The sequence below is a fragment of the Robertmurraya siralis genome (genome assembly GCF_005502275.1).
Classification (GTDB): Bacteria; Bacillota; Bacilli; order Bacillales; family Cytobacillaceae; genus Robertmurraya; species Robertmurraya siralis.
This window is the reverse complement of the sequence record NZ_SWLZ01000039.1, coordinates 1-23,336: the sequence shown is the minus strand read 5'-3', so window position 1 is coordinate 23,336 and position 23,336 is coordinate 1. Positions and strand designations below refer to the sequence as shown.

The window sequence follows — 23,336 nt, the reverse complement described above, 5'->3', positions numbered from 1 at the left end:
CACGGCCATTAACTAAGGTAATAGAAAAATGAACACACAAAAATAGAGAAAGGTGAATTTGAGTACCCTCAAATTCACCTTTCTCATTATTTGAAGCTAGTTATGTCCCAGCTCCTTTTTATTACGCAAAATGATGAATTGACTTCCATAACTTCTCTTTTGCCATAACATACTCTTTATGCAATTTTTCAACGAATTGAGCAGCGGTTGAAATTTCTTTAACTGCTCCGATCCCTTGGCCGCTTCCCCAAATATCTTTCCATGCCTTCGCCTTCACATCACCAGCAAAATTCATTTTAGAGGGATCACTTTCCGGCAATGCATCTGGGTCCAATCCTGCCGCGCGAATCGAAGGAGCCAAATAATTGCCATGAACTCCTGTAAAGAGATTGCTGTAAATAATATCATCTGAATTACAGTCAACAATTGCCTGCTTATATTCTTCCGCTGCCCTCGCTTCTTTTGTTGCAATAAACGGAGAACCAATATAAGCAAAATCTGCACCCATCGCTTGAGCAGCGAGGATAGCGCTTCCATTAGCAATTGAACCGGCTAATGCAAGAGGTCCCTCATACCATTCCCGAATTTCTTGTACTAATGCAAATGGACTTTTACTTCCTGCATGGCCGCCAGCACCTGCTGCTACTGCAATTAAGCCATCAGCGCCTTTATCAATTGCTTTCCGGGCAAAACGATTATTAATAACATCATGAAAAACGATACCGCCATAGCTATGTGCAGCAACATTCACTTCTTCTCTTGCCCCAAGCGATGTAATAATGATGGGAACTTTATACTTCACACAAAGCTCCATGTCCTGTTCAAGACGATTGTTGGATTTGTGCACAATTTGATTAATCGCAAACGGAGCTGCAGGCTTCTCTGGATGCTTCGCATTATAAGCGGCCAGTTCCTCAGTAATTTCTGCGAGCCATTCATCTAATTGAGATGCAGGTCGTGCATTAAGGGCAGGCATTGCACCAACAATTCCCGCCTTACATTGTTCAATTACAAGTTTCGGATTACTGATAATAAAAAGAGGTGAACCGATAACCGGAATACGCAAATTTCGAAGAATTGATGAAATACTAGACATTTTTTTCCCTCCATAACACTTACTCTCATTTGTCTAAAGCATTTTCTCGTAAAATAGAACGGATGATATGAATGGAATCCCATTCTCCTGATGAAAAAAAGGTAATTGGATATTTCTTGCTAAATAGCTCCGCCTGTATCTCATACTCTGTTAGCCCTTGTTTTCGTAAAGCTAACGTTTTTCCCTGTAACTCCTGCAAATAATGAAGTTTTTTTGTCAGCGCCTTGCGCCCATCTTTGACGAAACCTGCATGGCAGCAAAACATTTCTTCAAAGTCATACGTTAATACCGTTTCAATAGATTGAATAATAAGGGGAATATTCTCTTCACGTAAAACGAGTTTTGTTTTCGCAGTCACATATAAATCACCCGAAAATAGTTGACCTGTTTCCCGATTTAAAAAAGACAGATGATCGCTCGAATGACCAGGCGTGGCAATCACATCCCAAGTTGCAGTCCGCGATGAGAAGGTTTTAGACAATGGACGAGCATGATAGGGCTTTCTTGTTCCCCAAAAAAACTTGCGATACTTAGGGTAATCTGCTTTTTTTGCACATTGTTCAATCGTCATCTCATTTTGATAGATTGGAAGCTTAAGCTTGCTATGTAAATAGGCTGCACCCCCTGTATGGTCCTCGTGATAATGTGTGATTACAACTTGTTCGAGAGTAGATTCTGCAAAAAAAGGGGTAAATTCATTGAGTAAAACTTGCGCACCTGTATCAATAAGAACACCATCCAGTTCAAAACAATAAACATTCAAATGAACATTGTGAAAAGTAACCAGTCCTTCGATATAACGGACATTGCCCTTCTCCCCCTTAATGGACCGTTTTTTTACAAACAAATAACCACCACCCTCAACTGCACCTACTTGTAAGATAACACAAAATGAATGACTATTCATTATAAATTTTCAATTTATTCAAACACTTTAATTTAATTCGCATGCCTTGATTGATGATAGTAAGGAAGATAATGTGAGGAGGAATAAAGATCGTTTTCTTTCATGATCATCGCTGTACCAACGGTTAAGACCGGCTTGCACTAAACGGCGATACACTAGCATTCAACAACAGTTTCTCAGCAATAAAAAAAGAGCATTATCATAATGCTCCTCTCATTTTGCCCAATAGTGAACGTTCTCACTTTATGGATGAATAATCAAATTTTTTCATTAGCCCTGCAGAAAACGGCAATAGCTAATCTTTAATAAGATGATCTATTTTTTCTTCGATGTATTGAGTCTCTAAAAAGTCAAGCTTTAATGCTAGATCAAGATAGACTGGACTATTTGGGCCACTTTTGTGATATAGTTCGTTCTTTTTGGAGCGAAGAACACTTATCTCTTTAAGTAATTCCGTATTTTCAAACGGAACTAAATTCTGCACTTTCATCTAAACTACACCCCGCTGAAAATTTAAATGCTTGCTTTAACAATAGAAAAAACTGTTAAAATTTCGTTTTCCTAACTATCAAAGCAACACTGATAGTAACACAGCCCAACTAGCATGTAAATAATCAACTAACGGGTCAAAAAACTGAAAATAATTTCGAAATACTATATTATCTTGTGTCAAACCTTCATAAATATAGAAAAATATAAAATATCTCCCAACTTACCGCAAAATATTAGTTATATTATAATAGCATTTCGACAAAAAATAAAAAAATTGTCAAATTACAGAACATTAAGTTAGTTGCTATTTTAGATTAACAGGTGTACAGACTGCATATAATGATTCTACTGGTGCAGAAATCTCAACCTTAACAACCTTAAATTCACTACTATGTTTGCTATTCTCTCTCTTCATGATTATTTGCTTTTCTTTCACGACCTTGTTCCTTCCCTTCTCATGTTAAATGTACACAATGCTAAGCAAAATAAGGATGAAATCCTCCCTAAAGAAGATCAACCTTATTTCGCACCGAAGATATTATATGCGAGAAGTCGTAAAAAGTGTTTCTGTCCAAAAAATCAAAAAATCTGATCTAAATAATTTCCATAGCCATTCAAAATCATGAGCCCCTGTTTTTGTAGTTCATTCCATATTTCTCGATCCAATGCATATGGATCCTTTTTTTGCAGAACATTAATTTCATGTTCTGAAAGTAACAGTTCATAATCATTGTCAACATTTCTGGCAGTCCAAAGATAATTCTCCAATTTCATGATCATGACTTTATAAGAATTATCCCATTCCTGCAATTGACGCTCGATTGTTTTCGATACATGTATTAAAAAATCCTCTTCATTAAAATACTTTGCCATATAACTTCTTGCAGCCCCACTAATATTCATACAATTCATCTCCTTTGACGGTCACAAAAAAACTCCTTTTGCATTGGATACAAAAGGAGTTTTTACCGTTTTATCATCCAAAGCTTCTGCTTTGCTGGTTGGAGCACCTTGCATACATACAGGTTGCTGTGACGTCTTAGAGCCAGTTCTCTCGGTCACTCTTGATAACTATTTAATTTGCTTTTATTATAGACGAAATAATGCATGAATTTCAATTATTTTCGCTTGAAATCATATTCAATTGCCAAGAAATGAATTCTGGTCGCAGTGCGGAAGCAAAAATTACTGTTGAAAAAAATTCATGAAAATGGCTTCCTTATAGCAAAATAAAGAATATGAATACATTAAAAAAACTGCTTAATCTGAAATGGATAGTTATTATGCTCATTTTGTTTATTCCAGCTACCCCATCTTTCAGTCGCACCCATGACATCAACACGAAAATGATCTATACGTATGAAGCTTTAACGGAAGACTTATATAAGCTTTCGGAGCTCTACCCAGACATGCTTACTTACAAAGCACTTGCCACCACTACCTACGGAAGAAAAGTATGGGCAGTTAAATTAGGACATGGCAAACGAAACATTTTGATACATGGTGCTCACCATGCCAGAGAGTGGATGACCAGTGCTCTATTAATGAAAATGCTTCAAACGTATTTAACAGCATACGAAAATAATCAAGCTATAAATGATTTCAGTCCCAATATCTTGAATCAAGTATCGATTTGGTTTGTCCCTATGGTGAATCCTGACGGAGTAACGTTGCAACAATTTGGACTCCATGCCTTCCCTGCTAATATTCATTGGAGTCTCGTAGAGATGAATGAAGGCTCAATTCATTTTGTTCGTTGGAAAGCAAATATTCACGGAATAGATCTAAACCGACAATACCCTGCTAATTGGGAAAATTTAAAAGGGGTTAATAGAAGACCTAACTATCAATTTTACAAGGGTAGAAGACCTTTGGAGGCAGTTGAAGTAAAGGCGCTTGTTGAATTCACCCGTAACATTAAACCAGAAATTGCCGTTTCTTATCATTCATCTGGAAATGTGATTTTTTGGGGCTATCATCAATGGGGTCTTACCCATACAACTAATTTTACCGATGATTACTATACAATTGCTGAAAAAGTTTCGGATTTGACAAATTACGAATTGGAGGAGCCTGCTTTTCACCAACAGGGCGGCGGCTTTACCGATTGGTTTATAGAAGAATTTGAAAAGCCCGCTTTTACAATAGAAATCGGCTCTCTAGTCGAAGACAGCAGCTTACCGCTTACTGCCTTCCCGTCAATTTGGGAACACAATAAAGCAATCGGCCTGTTTCTCGCTGAAAAAACGCTGCAAAAATCCAAAGAATAGCAACAAAAAGAGCATTTAAATGCTCTTTTTGTTTGGAAAAAAATTCTCCTCGTCAATACTGTTTGAAATTAGCACTCTCTCTGGAAATGTATAAACATTCAAAGATTGACCCCTAATAAAACCAATCGTTGTAATGCCTAACTGCTCCGCTAGTTCTAAAGCTAGTTCAGTCGGTGCTGACTTAGAAAGAATAATTTCACATCCAATCTTCGCAGCTTTTATTAAAATTTCAGAAGAAACTCTGCCACTGAAAACCAAAATTTTATCTCGAATTTCAAGCTTATTTTTCATGCAATTGCCATAGATTTTATCTAAAGCGTTATGGCGGCCAATATCCATTCTCGTTAAAATAATTCCGTTTTGATCGCAAAGTGCCGCATTGTGTACTCCCCCTGTTTGTTGAAAAACTATCGCAGCTTCCTCCATTTTAGCCATAAGGTGAAACACTTTTTCAATTGATAACTTTACTTGGAATTTGTTTATTCTTTTGCTTGTTAACGCATCATGTGCAAAGACGAAGCTCTGCCTGCTCCCCCCACAGCAAGAATTAATATAGCGTTTATTTTGCAGCTTTTCATAAAAGGGGTTTATTCGCTTCGTTTTAACATGGGCATAGCCTTCATTTTCTTGAATCCACAATTCATCAATATCTTCAATTTTTTTGATCACTCCTTCTGAAGCAAGAAAACCGAGCGTTAATTCCTCCAAGTTCTCTGGTGAACAAACTAAAGTAGTCCATTCTTTTCCATTTATTTTGATCGTTAAAGGGTACTCTGTTACAACCGCCTCATCTTTAACAACTATTCTTCCGTTTTGAAAGCGCATCGTCCTGCGCATGGTTGCGATCGGCTTCATATCATCGTCCTTTCGTTCATCGCTTTTATTCCATTGGCTCGTATAGATGAAATTTTCGATCCTGTTGACAAGCCTCGCAAACATGCAGATAGCCCATTTCTATTTTGTCACTATCCTTTTCAGTAGGGCTCCATTCTTCCTCAATTCCACAGACTTCACATACTCTCATTTCATATCCTCCCACTCATCATTTCGAGACTCCAAAACCAGAATCAATAATAGCTTGTTCAAAATCATGCAAGGAAGCAGCGTTCTCGTCAAAACTTATGATCGCTTCCTGACTGTGGAAACGAACTTCAGCATTTCGAACCCCCCATACCTCATGTAAGGCCTGAAGAACCTTGTCTGCATCAACTTGAGAGCTCACACCTTGCAGATTTATTTTGCTTGTTTCCATCGTAACCCCCCTCACTAATTCACTTTATCATTCTCTCGTTTGAACGCTTCGCCCATTCCATGCAAAAATTCAGTAAGTGTTGTGAGCGACAACAACACTTCTGGCTCTCTTAAACTTGAAGCCAATTTAAGCAAACCTTTCTGCTCTCCTGTCTGAGCGACATCGAGCATACGATCAAAGCCAAGATTTAACCCATTTAAAAGGGCTTGCAATTGCTCGGGATGAATTGAGCCTGCAAACTGAATCACAGTCATTCCATTTTTGATGATATTATGAACACCCGGCTGATTCGCTTGCTGGATAGCGATCGCTCCAATATCTTCGCGCTGTTCCAGCATTGACTTTGCTGCTTCTAGCACACCCATTTCATGCAAGCCCTCAACAATGTCAAGGAACATCATTAACGCATCCTGATTTGCAATGATGGCTTGAAGTAAATCTGCGAGCGATTCCTTTTGCACCTCTTCAGGATTTGGACTGCTTTTGTTAATTTGCCTGATCGCTTTCGCCATACTGCTCTCCCTCCAGTAACTCTGGTATTGGTGTAAAATCAAGCCTGCTCCATTTGTCCTCCACCTTTACGCTAAGTTGAGGAATACGATTGCCAAAACGATGATTTACTTTCGGCAATGGCGGCTCACCCTTTTCCTCTAACACATCCATTTTTACACCCATTTCCTTATAGTTTGGTGTATGAGTGATTTTATCGTGATAGCTACTCGTTAAGCGATTAACTGCTTCATAATCTTCACTGGAGTTCATTGTCAAATAAATTTCATTACCTTTCACCCGGTCCGTCACCATAACCCTTACTTTTACTTGACCATATGGAGAAGTCAAACGAACTAAAGAACCGTCCTCAAGTCCCCTTTCCTGAGCCAACTCTGCTGACACATCAAGCCATGGACTCGGAACCTTATAGGTTAATCCTTCTGAACGATACGTCATATTTCCTTCATGGAAATGCTCAAGCAGACGCCCATTATTTAAATGAAGGTCATATTCTTCTCCTGCCCTAAACGGAGGCGTCCACTCAACAGGATATAATCTTGCCTTCCCGTCTGGAAAATAGAAGCGCTCTTCGTATAAAAGCGGAGTATCTTTTCCATCTTTTTTTACCGGCCAAACTAAGCTATTCCATCCCTCTAGCCGTTCATAGTTCACTCCAGCAAAGATTGGTGCCAGCGATGCAGCTTCTGCCATAATTTCACCTGGGTCCTTATAATTCCAATTGGCTCCGAGACGATTGGCAAGTTCTTGAAAAATAAGCCAATCCGGCTTTGAATCCCCAAGTGGCTCGAAAACTTTATGAAAACGTTGAATTCTTCGCTCCGTATTTGTAAAGGTGCCGTCCTTTTCAAGACTCGGCGCTGCCGGCAGTACAACATCGGCAAATTGTGCTGTTTTGGAAAAAAAGATATCTTGGACAACAAAAAATGCTAATTTTTCAAATGCATCTTGGACGTGATTGGAATTGGAATCAACAATTGCCATATCTTCACCAAATAAGTACATTGCTTTTATTTTTCCTTCCTGAATGCCTTCAACCATCTGATGATTGTTCATCCCCGGTTTTTCTGGCAAAGACACACCCCAAGCTTTCTCGTAGCGTTCTCTGACATCCTTATCCTGAACTGGTTCATAGCCGGGATACCAGGCCGGCATTGTACCAAAATCACAAGCGCCCTGAACATTGTTATGACCTCTTAACGGATATGCTCCTGTTCCTTCACGGCCATAGTTTCCTGTTACAAGCAATAAATTTGAAATTGCCGTACTTCCATCTGATCCACCTAAATGCTGAGTAATTCCCATTGCCCATAATATACAAACTGATTTTGCTTCATGAATCATCTCTGCTACTTGAATGATTTCTGCCTTAGACAAGCCTGTTGTTTCCTCAGCATATTCCAATGTGAATTTTTCCAAAGAAGCTTTATATTTTTCAACATCATTAACGCGTGAATGTAAAAATCCTTTATCCTCCCAGCCTTGCTCAATCATATATTTCGTGACTGTGGAAAGCCAAACAAGGTCTGTGCTCGGTTTCGGATGAATATGTAAATTTGCCCGTTCAGCCAGCTCGTGCTTGCGAATATCTGCAACGATGATTTTTTGACCGTGAAGCTTATGCGCTCTCTTTATTCTGGTCGCAAGCACTGGATGTGATTCAGCCGGATTCGCTCCGATGACGATGATTAGTTCCGATTTTTCAATGTCTCGAATTGTTCCAGAATCTCCACCAATGCCAACCGTACGCATAAGGCCTGTTGTCGCAGGAGACTGACAATAGCGCGAGCAATTATCAATATTATTTGTTCCCATAATGGAACGGGCGAATTTTTGGAAAATATAATTTTCTTCGTTTGAACATTTCGATGAAGCGATATATCCAATAGAATCTGCTCCATGTTCACCCTTAATTTCCTTTAATTTCGTTGCAATGAGTTCAAGTGCTTCATCCCATGTCGCCTCAACGAACTCTTCTCCTTTGCGGATTAACGGTTTTGTCAGCCGCTCTTCGCTATTAACGAAATCCCACCCAAATTTCCCTTTCACACAAGTCGAGATTCCATTGACTGGCGCATCTTCGTGAGGTTCGATTTTTAAAATTTTCCGATCCTTCGTCCAAACCTCAAAGCTGCATCCTACACCACAGTACGTACAAACAGTCTTTGTTCGCTTAATTCGAGATTTGCGCATCGCCGCCTCCACTTCAGAGATCGCAAAAATTTCTTTATAACCTGGTTCCACCTCTTTCGTCATATCGATCATCGGCTCCAAAATCCTCGGTGGAATGGCTGTTAAAAAGCCTGCTTCTCCCAACATCGTTTTTTCCATTAAAGCATTGCATGGACAGACCGTTACACAGTGGCCACATGATACACAGGAAGATTGATCAATTGGCACATCGTTATCCCAGATCACACGAGGATTTTCCCGATTCCAATCAATTGTTAAAGTTTCGTTTACTTGCAGGTCTTGACAAGCCTCAACACAGCGGCCGCATAAAATACATTGATCGGGTTCATAACGGTAAAATGGATGTGAATTATCTGGTGGATATGGCTTCGGCTTAAACTCGTATTTTTGATGCTCAATTTCAAGGTACTCGGCTGTATTATGGACGACACAATTGCCATTATTGTTATCGCAAACCGTACAATATAGTTCATGATTCTTTAATATCCGACTCATCGCTTCGTATTGCGCATCTTTTACGATCCTTGATTGGCTATCGACAACCATTTCTGGTTCTGCCTTCTGAGTACAAGCACGAACCATTTCACCATTTACTTTCACTAAGCAAGTATCACAAGTTTGGATAGAGCCTAAATTTGGATGATAGCAAATACTTGGGATCATATAATCTTGTGATTTGGCAATATCTAAGATCGTTTGTCCTTCCTTCGCAGGAAACTCCTTCCCATTGATATGTATTGAAAATGTTCCGTTGTTCATCGTCTACCTCCTTGGTTTTTGCTTGCTTTTAATTTCCAACAAATTACTGCCTTTTTCCATCGTTGGCTTCAATGCTTCGATGTAGGCAATCCAGTACAACATCCCGACAAAGATTCCACCACCAATCGCATTGCCAATAAAGACAGGGATAAAATTCCCGATATAATCAGTCCAACTAAAGTATCCGGCAAAAATGGCTGCAGGGATGACAAACATATTAGCAACAACGTGTTGAAAGCCGATCGCCACAAACGCCATAATCGGGAACCAAATAGCTAATATCTTTCCGGCAATATCCTCTGCCCCATATGATAACCATACAGCAAGGCCAACGAGCCAATTACAGCCAATGCCAGAGATTAAGCTTGCCCAAAAACCCGCTTCAATCTTTGACTCTGCCATGGAAACTGTACTTGACAAATACGGTTCTTCCCCAGTCAATCCAATTAAATGGCCAAAGAAAAAGGCAATAAAAATTGAGCCCAGAAAATTACTGATGGTGATCCAAAACCAGTTATTAACCAGTTGCTGCACGCGCACTTTCTTTGCTAGGCACGAAATGGAAACAGCCATCATATTTCCTGTTAGCAACTCTCCTCCTGCGATGATTAACAAAATCAAACCGACTGGGAAAACGGCCGCACCTATAAAATTTTTTAACGTTCCCCATTCATGGGGCAAGCCTGCTACCACTCGAATATCTAGCAAATAACCTATCGCAATAAATGCACCGCCAAGAAACCCTAAAACAAGCATGTTTACAAGTGGCAGGTTCGCCTTTCGATTCCCTGCTTCAACAGCTAACTCAGCAATTCGCTGGGGCTGATGAAAACCCATCTCCACCGCCTCCTATTTTGAGATGAAAATCTTTATTCATTCTCGTATATAGTTATTAGAATTTCATAAATGAGGAAAAAAATGCATGATGTTGAACAAAATAGGAAATGGATAATTTCAGAAGAAATTACATGGTAGGAGGTTAATTTTAAGATGGATACAGAACTATTATTTCAGCGAATTGAAAATATGATTATTTCATCCACCAAAAGCCCAAAATACATTTCTTTTTCATCGGTAAAAATGGCTGATTTATTTGGGGTCAAGCCAATAGAAATCGAACGTGAGGTGCAAAAGCTTGTTGAAGAAGGACGCTTAATAAAAACACAGCATAGCGAACTGCCTTCCTATGAAGTTTATATGCTGCCTTCCTAAACTAAAAATAGGAACAAAAGCAATCGCTCATAGCAGATTCTAGCGCTTTTGTTCCCATTCATGAATTTATATATAATCGTATGAATTAGATGGACTGCCAATTTTTTATAATTTCACCAACTCTTCATCATAATCCTTTAATGTTTTCTTCTGTTAATGTCAATGAAGATGACATGTCCTTTTTAACAACCATTTTGAGCGACTCCACCACTCTATCAATCTCTTCTTTCGTTGTTCCGCGGCCTAAACTGAAACGAACCGCTCCCATTCCTGCCTTTTCGGTTACGCCCATTTCTTTTAATACGGGAGAAAGCTCGATACTACCAGAATGACATGCTGACCCAGTTGATGCTGCCAAATAAGGAATTGCCCTTAGTAGCTCCGCTCCCACTAGACCTACAAAACTGACATTTAACGTATTTGGCAATCGTTCTGTTGGATGGCCATTTAATTGGACATTTGCAGCGAATTCATTTTTCAATCTTTGCCACAAATAATCCGTCAACTCTTTAATCATTACATTAGGCTTCTTTGCTAACTCGCAGGCTTTTCCCAATGCAACAGCAAGTAATGTATTTTCAGTTCCTGCTCGCAAACCGTATTCATGACCAGCTCCATGAATCAGTGGTTCCAGTTTTATTCCATCTTTTATGTAAAGAGCGCCAATGCCTTTCGGCGCATACAGTTTATGTCCTGCTATCGTTAGCATGTCCACCTTTAAATCTTCTACGTTCACGTTCACTTTACCAATCGATTGTGAGGCATCAGTATGAAAAATAATACCATGCTTTGAGGCAATTTCACCAATTTCTTTAATCGGCTGAAATGTTCCAGTTTCATTATTAGCATGCATAATTGAAATTAAGATCGTATCCGTTGTAATTGCCTTTTCAATTTCCTCAAGCAGGACTCGTCCATTAGTATCAACGCCGACATAAGTCACTCTAGCCCCAAGACGCTCAAGAAATCGGCATGGACTTATGATAGCTGGATGTTCAATCTTCGCCGTAATAATATGTTTTCTCTTCTCAGGATTTTGAAAATATATTCCTTTAAGAGCAAGATTATTTGCTTCACTTCCACCACTGGTAAATATAATTTCATTCTCTTTAGCGCCAATTAGCTCTGCCACTTGCCTTCTTGCATTGTGCAGCAAATTCTGCACCGGTTTACCTGCCCAATGTAAAGCAGATGGATTCCCGAAATAATCCGTTAAGAGTGGCTTCATCACTTCAATAACCTCAGGAGCTAAAGGCGTGCTTGCATTAAAATCTAAGTATACCTTTTCCATTGTGAAAACCTCCTTTTTGTAATTATAACAAAAAGGAGCGCAGCAAAATGAAGCTAGCTGCTTCATTTCGCTGCGCTCCCAAAGGAAGCTGTGGTCTCACAAAGGTTCAGTCAATCCTGATTTCCCTATTTTCACTAATGTTTTATTTTTTCCTAATAAAATTGCTAATATGACGAGAAGCGCACCTGTAGTGACTAAAAGGATTTCTATCTCAATTAAATCTGCTATTGGACCAAAAATGAGCATGCCCATCGGCATCATAGAAGTGGAGATCATGCCAAACACACCAAATATCCTTCCAAGATAATCTTCCTCGATCTTTTCTTGTATTAACACCATAGTTGGTGTGTTGAAAATTGGCATCGCCACACCGAAAATTGCCATGAAAAGTAAATAAAGTGAAAAGATGGGGGCGATTCCAAGCGCAAACGTACAGATGCCCATCAACAGACTGGCAAAGGTCATTGTATAAACTCTATTTTTAAAGCCTCCCCATGAAGCAATGATTCCTCCACCAAGCATCATTCCGATAGAAAAGGCAATCTCAATCGCAGTTAATCGCCACACATCATCACCAAAACTACGCACCACTTGCAATGGAGTCAAAAAAGCAGCAGGTGCCATTAACACGAAGAAAAACGCAAAAAATAAAAAGAAAATCCTTAAAAAATTCGTTTGCTTTATATATACTAGACCTTCCTTCATGTCGCTGAAGTAGCTCGTTGTTTGTTTGGATGCTGCCTTTGCATGAACAGGGATTTTAAAGAATACAAGCAACGTAAAAATAGCTATTGCTGCTGTAATAACATCAATAAAAAAGATCATTTCAAGAGTTGTCCATGTTAATAATCCTGCACTAACAATAGGTGAGACAAACATAATGATCGCTTGGATACTTCCGTTTATCCCATTAATCTTCGTAAGCTGTTCCTTTGGAACGATTTGTGGCAAGATCGCACCAACCGTTGGAGTTTGTACTCCCGTTCCGAGCGCACGAATTGCCGCCATTACAAAAAGAAGCCAAGTCGCTTCATAGCCCAATAAAAACACAATCGCCAACACAAGGGTTGCGACCGCAATGGATGCATCGGCAGCCATAATCAGTATTTTGCGATTAAAGCGGTCTGCCCACACTCCAGCAAACGGCGATAATATAAACGTTGGGATAAAACCGCAAATAATGTAGAGAGTCATCATCATTCCTGATTCAGTCGTTAATGTGATATACCACATAATTGCGTATTGAACGAGCGAAGAGCCAAAAAGTGATATCGTCTGACTACTTAAAAATAAAATTATATCTTTTTTCCATTTTTCCATTCGATCACAACCTCTTCTTTCCTCAAGGGTCTTTAACTCCAAATTAAAAAATGACTCAATCTTGAAAATTATAGCAGATTTCTTTGAAATGGAAAGGGTATATTCATCTACAAAATTCCACAATAAAAATAATCTCCCATTTTGAACGGCGCAGAATTGTAGACAAAAGGCATCGAGAGACCTTATGTCATTTCCGGTTGGAGTTATTCTCTCCTATCGTTTGCCAAAAATCAACACCGATGTTTTACTAAGCCTGGGAAAACTTAAAAATCTTCGAGTTTTTATACAAGATAAGTCGGTGAAATTATTTTTAACAACAAGCTGCTATAAGTTGAGTATAGGAGTGCAATCAAATATTCTGGCTGCTTCATGATTATTAAAGGTGATGAGAATTGGTGAGCTTTCTAATTTACGCATAAAGGATTTGGGATAAAACTTCATCAAATCCTTTATTTAATAAAAGATAGTTGTCCCTGGGAACACAACTTGACTTGAATTTAACCAAAATTTACATATAAATAATGAATATGGAAATAAATATGGAGACAACATTTTCTGAGAGGAAGAACGAAAGTGGACGATATTTAGCGAATGATGTTGGCATTATCAACATAACACTTGGGTAAAAACATTAAAGAAAAATAAAATCTTTCAAAGCATGTCTCGAAAAGCAACATGTGCGGATAATGCGGCAATGGAAAATTTCTTTGGGTTTCTCAAGCAAGAGATGTATATGGAGAAGAATTAGTATCTTATGAAGAGCTAAAAAAACAAATTGTTGAGTACATAGATTACTACAATAATAAGCGTATAAAAGTAAAATTGGCTGGTTTAAGTCCAATACAATACCGAACTCAAACCAGCCAATCAGCTGCTTAATAAAAACTCTAACTTTGTGGGGTCACCACCTTTCAAGACCTTTTGACACAGCTTTATTTTTTGATGATAAACTACTATGAATTCGAGCCGATAAACTTCTCATTGATAAACTCTAGCAAATTTTAGCTCGTAACAAGTGCTCTAGAAGTTATTTAAATGCTCATTGGTTTTAAAGCCTAATAACCATTCAAAAAAAATTAACCGAATAACATCTCCTCTATTTTTACGGAAGTTGTGCAACTCGATTGAGCTGTTCTGCTGAGGCGGCAACATGCTCAGTTGCTTGGCCTATTTCTTCCATAACATGAACGAGTTCCTCCATCCTTTCATCCATCATTGCTAAATTGCTTTCGTTTTCCCTAACTGAATTGCTAATTAATTGAAAGGTTTCCGTTGTATTTTTAGAAGATTCGAACCCTCTTTGAACTGTTCCTTCCACTTTTGTTAGCATCTCCATCACCTTACCTGTGTAGTTTTGCGAAGCTTTAACTAAATCTTGAATATCACCAATCGAATTTTTCGTTTGCTCTGCCAACTTTCGTACTTCCTGAGAAACAACTGCAAAACCTTTCCCATGTTCCCCAGCACGAGCTGCCTCTATTGCTGAATTCAATGCTAACAAATTCGTTTGATCAGCGATCGCATGAACGATATCGACCACTTTACTGATTTTTTTCGAGGATTCTTCTAAATGGAGAACCGTTTCTCTCATTGAATGTGTGTCCATCTCCATTTCCTCCATACTATTTAACAATGTTGATAGTAATGTCTGTCCACCCTTTACTTCATCATGTATCATTTTCGCCTTTTTATAGCTATCTTCAACAATCTGATTGACATCATGGCTATTTGAAATTAGCGTTTCAACAGAAGCATTTGTTTGTTCGGAAACTGTAATCAGTCCATTGCTGACTTCTAAAATACGTGTCTGGAGATCCTTTTGCCCCTCCAAAAAAACCTGCTGAAGTTTTTCGCCGTTCTCTTGATTATACGCTTCAAGAACAAGCTGTTGTTCCAAGCTTAGTAGCTTTGTAACAGCCCCCCAAATCGCTTTAAATTCCTTTTCTTCAATTATGTTGTCGCTGATTAAATGAAATAACGTATGCTGCAAATTTTGAAAGGCCCCCATATATCAGGATGGATCAAGGCCAATACGGTAATGAACCTTCGCAACAACAAGACGATTTTCTATAAATCTTTCATCAACTGTACCATCAAAAAGCTCTATCAAATGTTTTTTCAATGTAGTCCTTAATCTTTCAACGCTGCTATTTTGTTCGATAATCTTCTTTAAATTAGGTACTTGAAGAATTGTTTCATAAAATTCGTTGACAAGACCATCAATATGCGTTTCAACTAACGGTTTTACATATGCGACGAAATATAAATCTTCTTTTGAGAGTCTAAGCATTTTTACTTTTTCAGTAACCATCGGGTGTGAGACGATTATCCTCTCAGAAATAACTTCTTCATTTTTCCAATTATTCTTTCTCAATGCTTTTTCCTTTCTTTTTTTAAACAAAATCAATCTCCTCCAAATATATTCTCTCTTTATATTTATCTGTCTGTCCTATTCATCATACTACTTTTCAATTCAAATAACAGCAATAATTGATTCAAAAGAACTAGATTTTCACCCTTGACAAAGTGTAAATGGTATTTACGATATGTTAAATGTGGTTATTGATTTTTGACTCATTTTCTCACTGATTCCACGAAACGTGTAGAAGAAAACGAATCGATTCATGAAATTAGAAGACCTGATAGTTATACTAATAACGGTGTGAAACCGCAATGAACCAAAAGTTGTTATACCGACAATTCTCTTTAACAAACCTAAACTTAAAGAACCTCTTATCACAAAACGGAAAAAAGCTCCCTAATGTCAATAAATCTGACTGATAGAGAACCTTTTCTAAACAGTTTCATTATTTATTTTTGTAACATTGATGCTTAAAAATTAGTTCATCCAACCGCTGGCTATACTTGATCGTTTCTGAATTTAATAAACCGTTACGGTGTCCTGATATCATCATTTGTTCTCTTAACATTTCAATATTTTTAAATAAATTCTCATTCTCTCTTTCAAGTTTCACCGCATTAGCCTCCCAAACAACAGTAAACACAATCGAAATTATACCCTATTTTCATAATAATGGAATTCTCTTGTCAAATTATGTAACAGTATAATTTTTTTTAAAATATGATGTCGAATTCACAATTAGCGAAAACTCTTCGCATTTTACTCGTTTCCTCTTCCTATTTCGCATAGCGTTGTATCACTAAGGGAAAAATAAAAAATTGAAAGGGATGAGCAAATGAACAAGGATGACATACAAACCGTATTTGAGCGTTGTGCCCTTGGCCATATAGGTGAATCTTTTGCCTATAAACTATGGATACAGGGCTTTGGAGATGAGGTAGAGGAAGAAATACTAGAAGATTTTTTATTATCCTTTGATTATAGAGACGAATCCAGCATATTTGTTCATGAATTTTTATATCACTTTGCTACATTTAAAATCGTAAGGAAAAGTTTTCTTGAGGGTATTGGCAATGGATAGAAGTTGGATGGCTCGTCCGCAAATAGAAGTTGGCGAGTCATCCAAATATCCGAAATTAACGAAATACGGTTGCAGGAACCTCGAAGAAATTCCACAAAATTAGAATAAAACAAAAAGAAATAAGCCATGCAACAGGTGGCTTTTTATAATGAATCAAAAGTACTAAAAACATTACAAAATTAAATAAAACAGACCACCATATATTCCAGCCGTTGAAATGTTTTAAAAATTTTAATTGGATATCGACGACCTCATTAATTGAATAAAAGAGCACCCAACCCATAAAGTAAAAAAACTGTTTCACTCTGTTTTGTTGTGGGAATTTAGCCAAATATATAAGTACTGTTGCTGGGTACTTTATGTACATAATCAATAAAGAGATATGTGTGTTTGTAAAACCGATGCTGCTATCAAATTGTTGGGGAGTGTATTTCCACATTGGGTAGAAATCTGATAATAGGTACAAGTAAATAAAATCTCCCATTATGAAAAAGAGAATAGTCGAATAATATTTCTCCCAATTTTTCCAGTCTCCCCACTTCCATGAAGCTAACAGCCATAGGAAAGTATAGATAAGACTACTCATATATTTACTCCTAATCCAATATTTGTTATTTCCATTTTATAACATGTGATTAGAATTGTAAATATTTCCTATTGGAAAGACCTTAAAAAGGGTAGAAAATACCATATTTTTTTTGCCTCTTCAATCTGTTCGTATCGGATCATCGGTTTTTGCAAAGGCAGTGGACAAATTTTATTATATGCCTTGATTTTTTTATTAATTGTCTTTATTTCATCGGCATTTTTACAAGACTGAACAAGAGCGGAAATTTCTTTTTGCAGCTTAAGCCACGGTGGTAAATAACCTGCGTCCTTTGCTATTTTTTGAAAATGTTGAAAAGTATCCATTTTTAAATAGTCTTTTGGAAGTGGTTTTCCTCTCCACTTCTCCTGGTAGCGATCTTTCTCACCTGAACGCTCCAGTATTTCACCAATCAAATCATTGTACTTCTTTTCCATTTTGCTCCTCCTTTGTTTAGGATAAAAAGTTTGATAGCATTAATGAGAATAGCATGTTATGCTTTTGTGGAAAGCATACTTATTTAGTAGGTGAACCATTTGGATAAAGAAAAAATCATCGAGCGGACAAAAGAATATGTATACAGCGAGCTTCATAATGATGGGAGCGGACATGACTGGTATCACATCGTCCGAGTAACTAACCTTGCTAAAACCATAGCCTTTGAGGAAAAGGCAGACCTATATATATGCGAACTCGCTGCCCTTCTCCACGATATTGCTGATGAAAAATTAAACAGCAGTGAAGCAGAAGGTCTGCAAAAGGTCGAGCACTGGATAAATTCTGTCGGAGTGGACAGGATTACAACACAACATGTAATTTCTATTATTTCTACGATGTCTTTTAAAGGTGGAAATCAACCGAAAATGACAACCCTTGAAGGAAAAGTGGTTCAGGACGCCGATCGTTTAGACGCTATCGGGGCGATTGGAATCGCAAGAACCTTTGCCTATGCAGGCTCAAAAGGAGAACTTATTCATGATCCAGAACTCAAACCGCGAGAAACAATGACAAAAAAACAATATAGAAATGGGAAGTCTACTGCAATCAATCATTTTTATGAAAAGCTATTGAAACTAAAGGAAACGATGAATACAAACTACGGGAAACAACTTGCTGAAGAAAGACACCAGGTTATGGAACGCTATTTGCGAGACTTCTTCAATGAATGGAAGAACAGTTATCAGTAGCAGGAAACGTTAGTCCTCATTAAACTGTTCGTGTACAAACAGATGAAATGTGGGCAAGATGATGTCTTCCATGCCATGAGTACAGAGCGATATTTTGCCCGATTGTCACCTCACCTAATTCAGGGTGGATAAACACTTGTTGAATGTCTTCCATAGTGAGACTACGGAGTAATATGACCATTCTATGATGAAGTGATTCCAGCAGGTTTAAAGAAACATGGACAGGTTCTTTGCTGTCAGCTAATTTTGCCCATTTATCTTGCTCATATGGCTTGATCGTCGGCTTATCTTCAGTAAGCGCTAATTTAAAACGAATATAAGCATTCATATGACTATCTGCAAGATGATGGAAAACTTGCCTGACTGTCCAACCTCCTTTCCGATATGAGGTATTAAGCTCATCTTCCGTTGCATTTTCAGCTATTTTTCGTAAAAGATGCGGCAGCATTTCTATATCATTAATCCAATTAACAATTTGTTGTTCAGTTATTTCTTGATTAAGATTAAATTCTCCAATTGGAAATTTTTCGTCCATTCAAACCTCTCCTCCCCTATAAATTCCGATATACGCACTCTTTAACCATTTTTAAGACATAGGCTATTGTTTCTAAGTCGGTGCTGATTTTAACAGTAATGTATCCAAAAGCTAAACAATACTTTTTCTATCGTCAACTACAGTCCCTTCAGAAAGACAACTATCATTAATAAGATTATTAAAGCAACTAGGAAAAACGGCCCTAGACCTGAACTAAAGACGATATAAACTTTTATATGTTTAATCGCCAATATGACTAAAAATAAAACTAAGAAAAGACCAAGGAGCAGCACGATGGGCATATTTCTGTTTCTTCTCAATAGACACTCAAGCCCCCTACCGAAGCTTATTTTTTCATATTGGGCGCCGAACCCGCCTTAATAATCCTTATGAACAGAAGATCTTGTATTATTCATAAAAAGCTTTAAGAGCTATGTTGGCAAGTGCCGGATCTAGACGAAGACAATTTGATTTAGAGTTATACACAATGTTTACATTTTATAACTTCCTTGACAATAAAAAAGAGCCTTAAAGCTCTTTTTTAAGAGCACGGTGAGTAAATCACTGAAATTACGCCAAAACACTGTACAGGAATTTATCCGATCAGCCATTTCTTTTAGCCATTACTTCAAACCATCTAACGACTCGCCCTCCCTTACTACCATTCTTATTATAGAGAATCAACTTCACAGCATCTGGCATCCCAGCACTTAGCTCTATGCCAAAAAAATAATGCATTGTCTTTTATCAAAATGTAAGGTTAGGCTAAGTTCTTCACTTTCCACACACCATGAGCATATTTCCATCTGGATCTTTGAAAACAAAAAACTGACTATGCTGGATGTCTGTTACAAGCTCAACACCATTCGCTTTCATAAATTCGTACGCTGCAGCAATATCATCAGTAGCAAATTGGATCACTGGCGCATTTAATCTCGGAATTTGTCCATCTTCACTGCGCCACATTGGCATCGTGTCAAGAATTAACCCAGCTCCGTCCATTTTGGCAACAAACAAATGCTCAAAAAAGTCATCACCCTCTTCAATTGCTAAGATCTTGCTGTACCATTCTTTTGCTCGTTTTACATCGGATACTGGAATAAATACTAAATTAATTTTATTTTTTATTGGACTTTTCATAACCATTCTCCTTCCCGCTTTTAACGTTTTACGTGCATAAATTTCAACCACTGTTTTTGCTTTAAGTAGCTTCTTATGTAGATGAAAAAGGCAACCGTAGAAATTCCTGCGGCAATAGAAGTTATCAGCATATGGGATGTGTAGATGCCTACACCAACGCCAGCAAGACCTAGGCACAGCAGCTGAAAAGCTTGCTTTTTAAAATTCTCGTACTGGGTAAATCGAAACGCTCTTCTTTGCTCTAATTCCTTTAATTCTTCTAATTTTTGAGGTGAATCTAAAAAATTGTTAACTCCATGGAAAAAACTAAATATTGGACTTGAACGAATCCATTGCCAAACTACTGACCATGAGGAGTGACCATTTTTTCTTAACCATTTCACAAATATCGGCTTTGTTAACTCAAGCACATCCTCCTCTTGCGCTAGCTGCGCGACAATCCCTTCAATCGTCATAAATGCCCGTCCTAAAAACACAAATCGAGACGGAACTTGAATAGGCAGTTGGTGAATAAGAGCAGTTACTTCTAATTTTAAAGCAACAATATCAAGTTCAGAAAATTGCTTCGGTTGATACGATAGCATTTCTGCCAATAGCTTTTCAATCGTTTTTGATTCAGCTTCACGAAGAATAAAGCCCAGCTCGGTCAAACATTGCACTGCCTTACGGTAATCCTTTGCCAAGATACTTTCGATAAGACCTTGAAAGTAGCTAGCATCCTTCTTTGTTATTTCTCCAATCATCCCAAAATCCAACAAAGCAATTTTCCCTGTATTCGTAATCAGGACGTTTCCCGGATGTGGATCAGCATGAAAAATGCCTGGTTCCAACCATTGTGGCAGAAATAACTCGATTAGCCTTTGTGAAAGCTCACGTCCATAAGCTTCATCTCCCACTAATTTAGCTGCTTGAATAATTTTTTCTCCTTCAATCCATTCCATGACAAGGATTTTCGATGTACTTAATTCTGGAAACAAAGAAGGAATTTGTACATAATCATAATCCTCAAATCTTTTCTTAAAATAAAGCTGTGTTTTCATTTCATGACGGTAATCCAATTCTCGTTCTATCACCTCCTTTAATTCTTGATAAAGAATATCAAAATCGATAAAGCCTTTCGGCAATGGTACAAGATGGTTAGCAAACCAAATAATGATTTTTAATGTACTGAAATCTGTGGAAATAATCGCATCGATATGGGGACGCTTGATTTTAATAGCGACCTCCCTGCCATCACTTAATATCCCTTTATAGACTTCACCAATAGAGGCAGATGCGACCGCTTCTTTTTCAATCGTTTGAAATCCCGACTCATATGCAGAACCCCATTCATTTTTCAGAATTTTTTCGATGTCATTCCAACTAGACGGGGGAACATGATCAGTCAAATCCTCTATTTGTTTAATAAAAGTAGGAGGAAGGAAATCAGCACGCGTGCTTAAGATTTGCCCAATTTTTATTAGCAGTCCCTCTAGCTCAAATAAAGTTTTTCGAAACTTAATCCCACTTTCTTCCCAAAGCTTGTCCCACTCAGCCGGGCTCTTCTTTCGAATTCGATACCAGGATATTTTCAAAAATATCGTAAAGGCAAGAGCCAGTATTTTCGTCATTCTAACAACCCTATTTTTAGTGGCCATATGTATAACTCCATTAAAATTGATTAATTTAACTTCTCACAAAAAAGCTTGAATCGACTAGTTCCATCCACTAGCCGCCATTTTATTTAAAAAACTACTTTTCATACTTTCTGACAAAACATCGACAGATAACACTTTTTCCAGTTTTTCTTTATTTTAGCGAATTTGACATCATTCACCATCGCAACAGATACTTTGGTGCTGTCCCGTTTGCATTTAAAGATTTTACATGATAATTTACGTTCTCCATTAGGAAGCAGTTATGAATTGAATTAAAGGCTATTTATCTATTTGTTTGCCACTGCCAACAAAAGCCGAAATATCGACTATCGTTATCTTCAATTCTGTTAAACTTCCGTCCTCATTGTTCCAATGCTAGCTTTAATGAAAAGTAGCAATCATTAACTAGCTGGATATCACCCTGATCATATCCATATAATAGAAGTAGAACGTACGAATATATCGCCTTGAAGCGGGCCAAATCTTTACTTTCTTCGCTGACATCACCGTACATTTGAAAAAATATTTCTCTGCAATCTGACGGGAGATAACTATATGCAACAGACAAATCAATGGCTGGACTTCCGATATGTGTATCACCCCAATCGAGAACAGCCGTAATTTTTCCTTCGTCATCGACTAGCATATTGCGAAGGTGAAGATCCCCGTGGACAAGCACTTTCTTCTCGTCTACTAACGTATCCTCCACTGTTGTGATAAATTGCCGTAAGGAGTTATATAACACGTCGCTTAATCGATTCTCCATTTTTAAGGAATTGATTCTTTCCATTAAGAGCGGTTTTCTCTTTTTGACGTCCAATCTTCCCAACTGATCATAAGGTATTTGTAGCTTTTCAGCTTGCTGTAACGGAAAGCTATGAAGCTGTCGTAAAAATTGCGCCAAGATATTTGTTGATTTCTTTCTTTGCTCTCTAGTTAATTTTTCAGGGTTCTTCCCTCCAAGGAGTTCATACCCACTAAATGCCCATGGAAAATTGGGCTGTGGTTTCCCAATATATTGCGGTTTTGGAATTTCCAGTGGTAAGCTCGGAGCAATGTTGGGTAAAAGACGGTTCTCTACTTTTATTAATTCCCCCGCTATCTCCCTGCGGGGAAATCGAAAAACATATCGCTCATTAATTAAGAAAGCCGTATTATCAAATCCTCTTGCAAAGGCTGCCACTTTTAATATCGTTAAATTGGAGAATTGATTTTTAATCAATAGCACTGCTTCTTCAGCCGTCATAACCCTTTCAGGATTCCAAAATGCTGCCATTTGCCTCCTCCCTTCTCGTTCCAAAAAACATTGAATTTTCGAAATTCATCATATTTTCCTTCATCATATCAATCTTTTTTACTTGATCCTAGACCTTTTTAATATTTTATTCCTCCCTCTATAAATATTGATATATCAACGGTTTGAACCGCTGTTGGAGTGCCAAAAAAATATTTTTCGACACGATTCCTAATAAAATTTACCTAATATGTTAAACTATTCCAATACAT

At 37.8% G+C, this 23,336-nt stretch carries 25 protein-coding genes, 2 pseudogenes and 1 riboswitch; of the genes and pseudogenes, 5 read left to right on the top strand and 22 right to left on the bottom strand.

What is annotated here, in order from left to right; all coding sequences use genetic code 11:
• Nucleotides 1–121: 121 nt before the first annotated feature.
• From FCJ93_RS23975 to FCJ93_RS23960, 4 genes are all read right to left on the bottom strand, one after another.
• The gene (locus FCJ93_RS23975; protein ID WP_137744875.1) at nt 122–1,096 is read right to left on the bottom strand and encodes an NAD(P)H-dependent flavin oxidoreductase; all 975 of its coding nucleotides are present in this window, start codon (nt 1,094–1,096) and stop codon (nt 122–124) included.
• Nucleotides 1,097–1,121: 25 nt separating this feature from the next.
• The gene (locus FCJ93_RS23970; protein WP_235879583.1) at nt 1,122–1,943 is read right to left on the bottom strand and encodes an MBL fold metallo-hydrolase; all 822 of its coding nucleotides are present in this window, start codon (nt 1,941–1,943) and stop codon (nt 1,122–1,124) included.
• Between the two features lie 355 nt (nt 1,944–2,298).
• On the bottom strand, nt 2,299–2,493 hold the full coding sequence (locus FCJ93_RS23965) for a hypothetical protein (protein ID WP_095314661.1): 195 nt from the start codon (nt 2,491–2,493) through the stop codon (nt 2,299–2,301).
• Between the two features lie 581 nt (nt 2,494–3,074).
• A complete protein-coding gene (locus FCJ93_RS23960) occupies nt 3,075–3,398 on the bottom strand; it encodes a hypothetical protein (RefSeq protein ID WP_095314660.1) in 324 nt (107 codons plus the stop codon).
• 67 nt (nt 3,399–3,465) lie between these two features.
• Nucleotides 3,466–3,569: riboswitch (SAM riboswitch) on the bottom strand.
• Nucleotides 3,570–3,733: 164 nt separating this feature from the next.
• On the opposite strand from FCJ93_RS23960, the gene FCJ93_RS23955 reads away from it, so the two are divergent.
• On the top strand, nt 3,734–4,765 hold the full coding sequence (locus FCJ93_RS23955) for a M14 family metallopeptidase (protein ID WP_137744874.1): 1,032 nt from the start codon (nt 3,734–3,736) through the stop codon (nt 4,763–4,765).
• Nucleotides 4,766–4,780: 15 nt separating this feature from the next.
• Here the strand turns inward: FCJ93_RS23955 and fdhD are convergent, their stop codons facing one another.
• Genes fdhD through FCJ93_RS23930 form a run of 6 tightly spaced genes read right to left on the bottom strand, consistent with a single transcriptional unit; the run spans nt 4,781 to nt 10,316 of the window.
• Complete coding sequence (fdhD, locus tag FCJ93_RS23950) at nt 4,781–5,620, bottom strand: formate dehydrogenase accessory sulfurtransferase FdhD (RefSeq protein ID WP_095314658.1); 840 nt, start codon at nt 5,618–5,620, stop codon at nt 4,781–4,783.
• Nucleotides 5,621–5,645: 25 nt separating this feature from the next.
• The gene (locus FCJ93_RS25170; RefSeq protein WP_170211403.1) at nt 5,646–5,789 is read right to left on the bottom strand and encodes a hypothetical protein; all 144 of its coding nucleotides are present in this window, start codon (nt 5,787–5,789) and stop codon (nt 5,646–5,648) included.
• 18 nt (nt 5,790–5,807) lie between these two features.
• Complete coding sequence (locus FCJ93_RS23945; RefSeq protein WP_095314657.1) at nt 5,808–6,017, bottom strand: heavy-metal-associated domain-containing protein; 210 nt, start codon at nt 6,015–6,017, stop codon at nt 5,808–5,810.
• A gap of 14 nt (nt 6,018–6,031) precedes the next feature.
• Nucleotides 6,032–6,529, bottom strand: coding sequence for a DUF1641 domain-containing protein (locus FCJ93_RS23940; protein ID WP_137744873.1), 498 nt, complete (start codon nt 6,527–6,529; stop codon nt 6,032–6,034).
• The gene (gene fdhF / locus FCJ93_RS23935) at nt 6,504–9,479 is read right to left on the bottom strand and encodes a formate dehydrogenase subunit alpha (protein WP_137744872.1); all 2,976 of its coding nucleotides are present in this window, start codon (nt 9,477–9,479) and stop codon (nt 6,504–6,506) included. The genes FCJ93_RS23940 and fdhF overlap by 26 nt, the downstream gene beginning before the upstream one ends.
• 3 nt (nt 9,480–9,482) lie before the next feature.
• On the bottom strand, nt 9,483–10,316 hold the full coding sequence (locus FCJ93_RS23930; RefSeq protein ID WP_137744871.1) for a formate/nitrite transporter family protein: 834 nt from the start codon (nt 10,314–10,316) through the stop codon (nt 9,483–9,485).
• Nucleotides 10,317–10,469: 153 nt separating this feature from the next.
• Here FCJ93_RS23930 and FCJ93_RS23925 point away from each other — a divergent pair, with 153 nt between their 5' ends.
• Nucleotides 10,470–10,691: a hypothetical protein gene (locus FCJ93_RS23925; protein WP_137744870.1), complete on the top strand. Its 222-nt coding sequence runs from the start codon at nt 10,470–10,472 to the stop codon at nt 10,689–10,691.
• A 127-nt stretch (nt 10,692–10,818) separates the two neighbouring features.
• On the opposite strand, the gene FCJ93_RS23920 is transcribed toward FCJ93_RS23925, so the two are convergent.
• Together FCJ93_RS23920 and FCJ93_RS23915 are read right to left on the bottom strand one after the other, a co-directional pair.
• Entirely contained in the window at nt 10,819–11,982 is a 1,164-nt protein-coding gene (locus FCJ93_RS23920; RefSeq protein WP_095314652.1) for a cysteine desulfurase family protein, read from the bottom strand.
• 96 nt (nt 11,983–12,078) lie between these two features.
• Nucleotides 12,079–13,302 (bottom strand): MFS transporter, encoded by a 1,224-nt coding sequence (locus tag FCJ93_RS23915; RefSeq protein ID WP_137744869.1) that lies wholly within the window; start codon nt 13,300–13,302, stop codon nt 12,079–12,081.
• Between the two features lie 598 nt (nt 13,303–13,900).
• Between FCJ93_RS23915 and FCJ93_RS25595 the strand changes: the two are divergent.
• Nucleotides 13,901–14,181: pseudogene (locus tag FCJ93_RS25595) on the top strand (transposase); the annotation flags it as partial.
• A 223-nt stretch (nt 14,182–14,404) separates the two neighbouring features.
• On the opposite strand, the gene FCJ93_RS25810 reads toward FCJ93_RS25595, so the two are convergent.
• The 3 genes and pseudogenes from FCJ93_RS25810 to FCJ93_RS23895 all read right to left on the bottom strand — a co-directional run bounded on the left by FCJ93_RS25810 (nt 14,405) and on the right by FCJ93_RS23895 (nt 16,277).
• Nucleotides 14,405–14,893, bottom strand: coding sequence for a methyl-accepting chemotaxis protein (locus FCJ93_RS25810; protein WP_456238955.1), 489 nt, complete (start codon nt 14,891–14,893; stop codon nt 14,405–14,407).
• A 276-nt stretch (nt 14,894–15,169) separates the two neighbouring features.
• Nucleotides 15,170–15,613, bottom strand: a pseudogene (locus FCJ93_RS23900) (protoglobin domain-containing protein); the annotation flags it as partial.
• A gap of 496 nt (nt 15,614–16,109) precedes the next feature.
• Nucleotides 16,110–16,277, bottom strand: a complete 168-nt coding sequence (locus tag FCJ93_RS23895) for an aspartyl-phosphate phosphatase Spo0E family protein (RefSeq protein ID WP_235879581.1) — start codon at nt 16,275–16,277, stop codon at nt 16,110–16,112.
• A 222-nt stretch (nt 16,278–16,499) separates the two neighbouring features.
• On the opposite strand from FCJ93_RS23895, the gene FCJ93_RS23890 reads away from it, so the two are divergent.
• Nucleotides 16,500–16,745 (top strand): hypothetical protein, encoded by a 246-nt coding sequence (locus FCJ93_RS23890; protein WP_095314648.1) that lies wholly within the window; start codon nt 16,500–16,502, stop codon nt 16,743–16,745.
• A gap of 55 nt (nt 16,746–16,800) precedes the next feature.
• Here FCJ93_RS23890 and FCJ93_RS23885 read toward each other — a convergent pair whose 3' ends face one another.
• Both FCJ93_RS23885 and FCJ93_RS23880 read right to left on the bottom strand, forming a co-directional pair.
• A complete protein-coding gene (locus FCJ93_RS23885) occupies nt 16,801–17,331 on the bottom strand; it encodes a CBO0543 family protein (RefSeq protein WP_095314647.1) in 531 nt (176 codons plus the stop codon).
• 68 nt (nt 17,332–17,399) lie between these two features.
• Entirely contained in the window at nt 17,400–17,768 is a 369-nt protein-coding gene (locus FCJ93_RS23880; protein WP_137744866.1) for a DnaJ family domain-containing protein, read from the bottom strand.
• Between the two features lie 99 nt (nt 17,769–17,867).
• Between FCJ93_RS23880 and FCJ93_RS23875 the strand changes: the two genes are divergently transcribed.
• A complete protein-coding gene (locus tag FCJ93_RS23875) occupies nt 17,868–18,518 on the top strand; it encodes an HD domain-containing protein (RefSeq protein WP_095314645.1) in 651 nt (216 codons plus the stop codon).
• A 19-nt stretch (nt 18,519–18,537) separates the two neighbouring features.
• Here FCJ93_RS23875 and FCJ93_RS23870 read toward each other — a convergent pair whose 3' ends face one another.
• The 5 genes from FCJ93_RS23870 to FCJ93_RS23855 all read right to left on the bottom strand — a co-directional run bounded on the left by FCJ93_RS23870 (nt 18,538) and on the right by FCJ93_RS23855 (nt 23,106).
• Nucleotides 18,538–19,053 (bottom strand): YfiT family bacillithiol transferase, encoded by a 516-nt coding sequence (locus FCJ93_RS23870; RefSeq protein ID WP_095314644.1) that lies wholly within the window; start codon nt 19,051–19,053, stop codon nt 18,538–18,540.
• A gap of 137 nt (nt 19,054–19,190) precedes the next feature.
• Nucleotides 19,191–19,373 (bottom strand): hypothetical protein, encoded by a 183-nt coding sequence (locus FCJ93_RS25165; RefSeq protein ID WP_142946965.1) that lies wholly within the window; start codon nt 19,371–19,373, stop codon nt 19,191–19,193.
• 454 nt (nt 19,374–19,827) lie between these two features.
• The gene (locus FCJ93_RS23865; protein WP_095314643.1) at nt 19,828–20,193 is read right to left on the bottom strand and encodes a VOC family protein; all 366 of its coding nucleotides are present in this window, start codon (nt 20,191–20,193) and stop codon (nt 19,828–19,830) included.
• Between the two features lie 20 nt (nt 20,194–20,213).
• Nucleotides 20,214–21,830, bottom strand: coding sequence for an ABC1 kinase family protein (locus FCJ93_RS23860; protein WP_137744865.1), 1,617 nt, complete (start codon nt 21,828–21,830; stop codon nt 20,214–20,216).
• A gap of 361 nt (nt 21,831–22,191) precedes the next feature.
• Nucleotides 22,192–23,106: a phosphotransferase gene (locus FCJ93_RS23855; RefSeq protein WP_095314641.1), complete on the bottom strand. Its 915-nt coding sequence runs from the start codon at nt 23,104–23,106 to the stop codon at nt 22,192–22,194.
• Between the last annotated feature and the right edge of the window lie 230 nt (nt 23,107–23,336).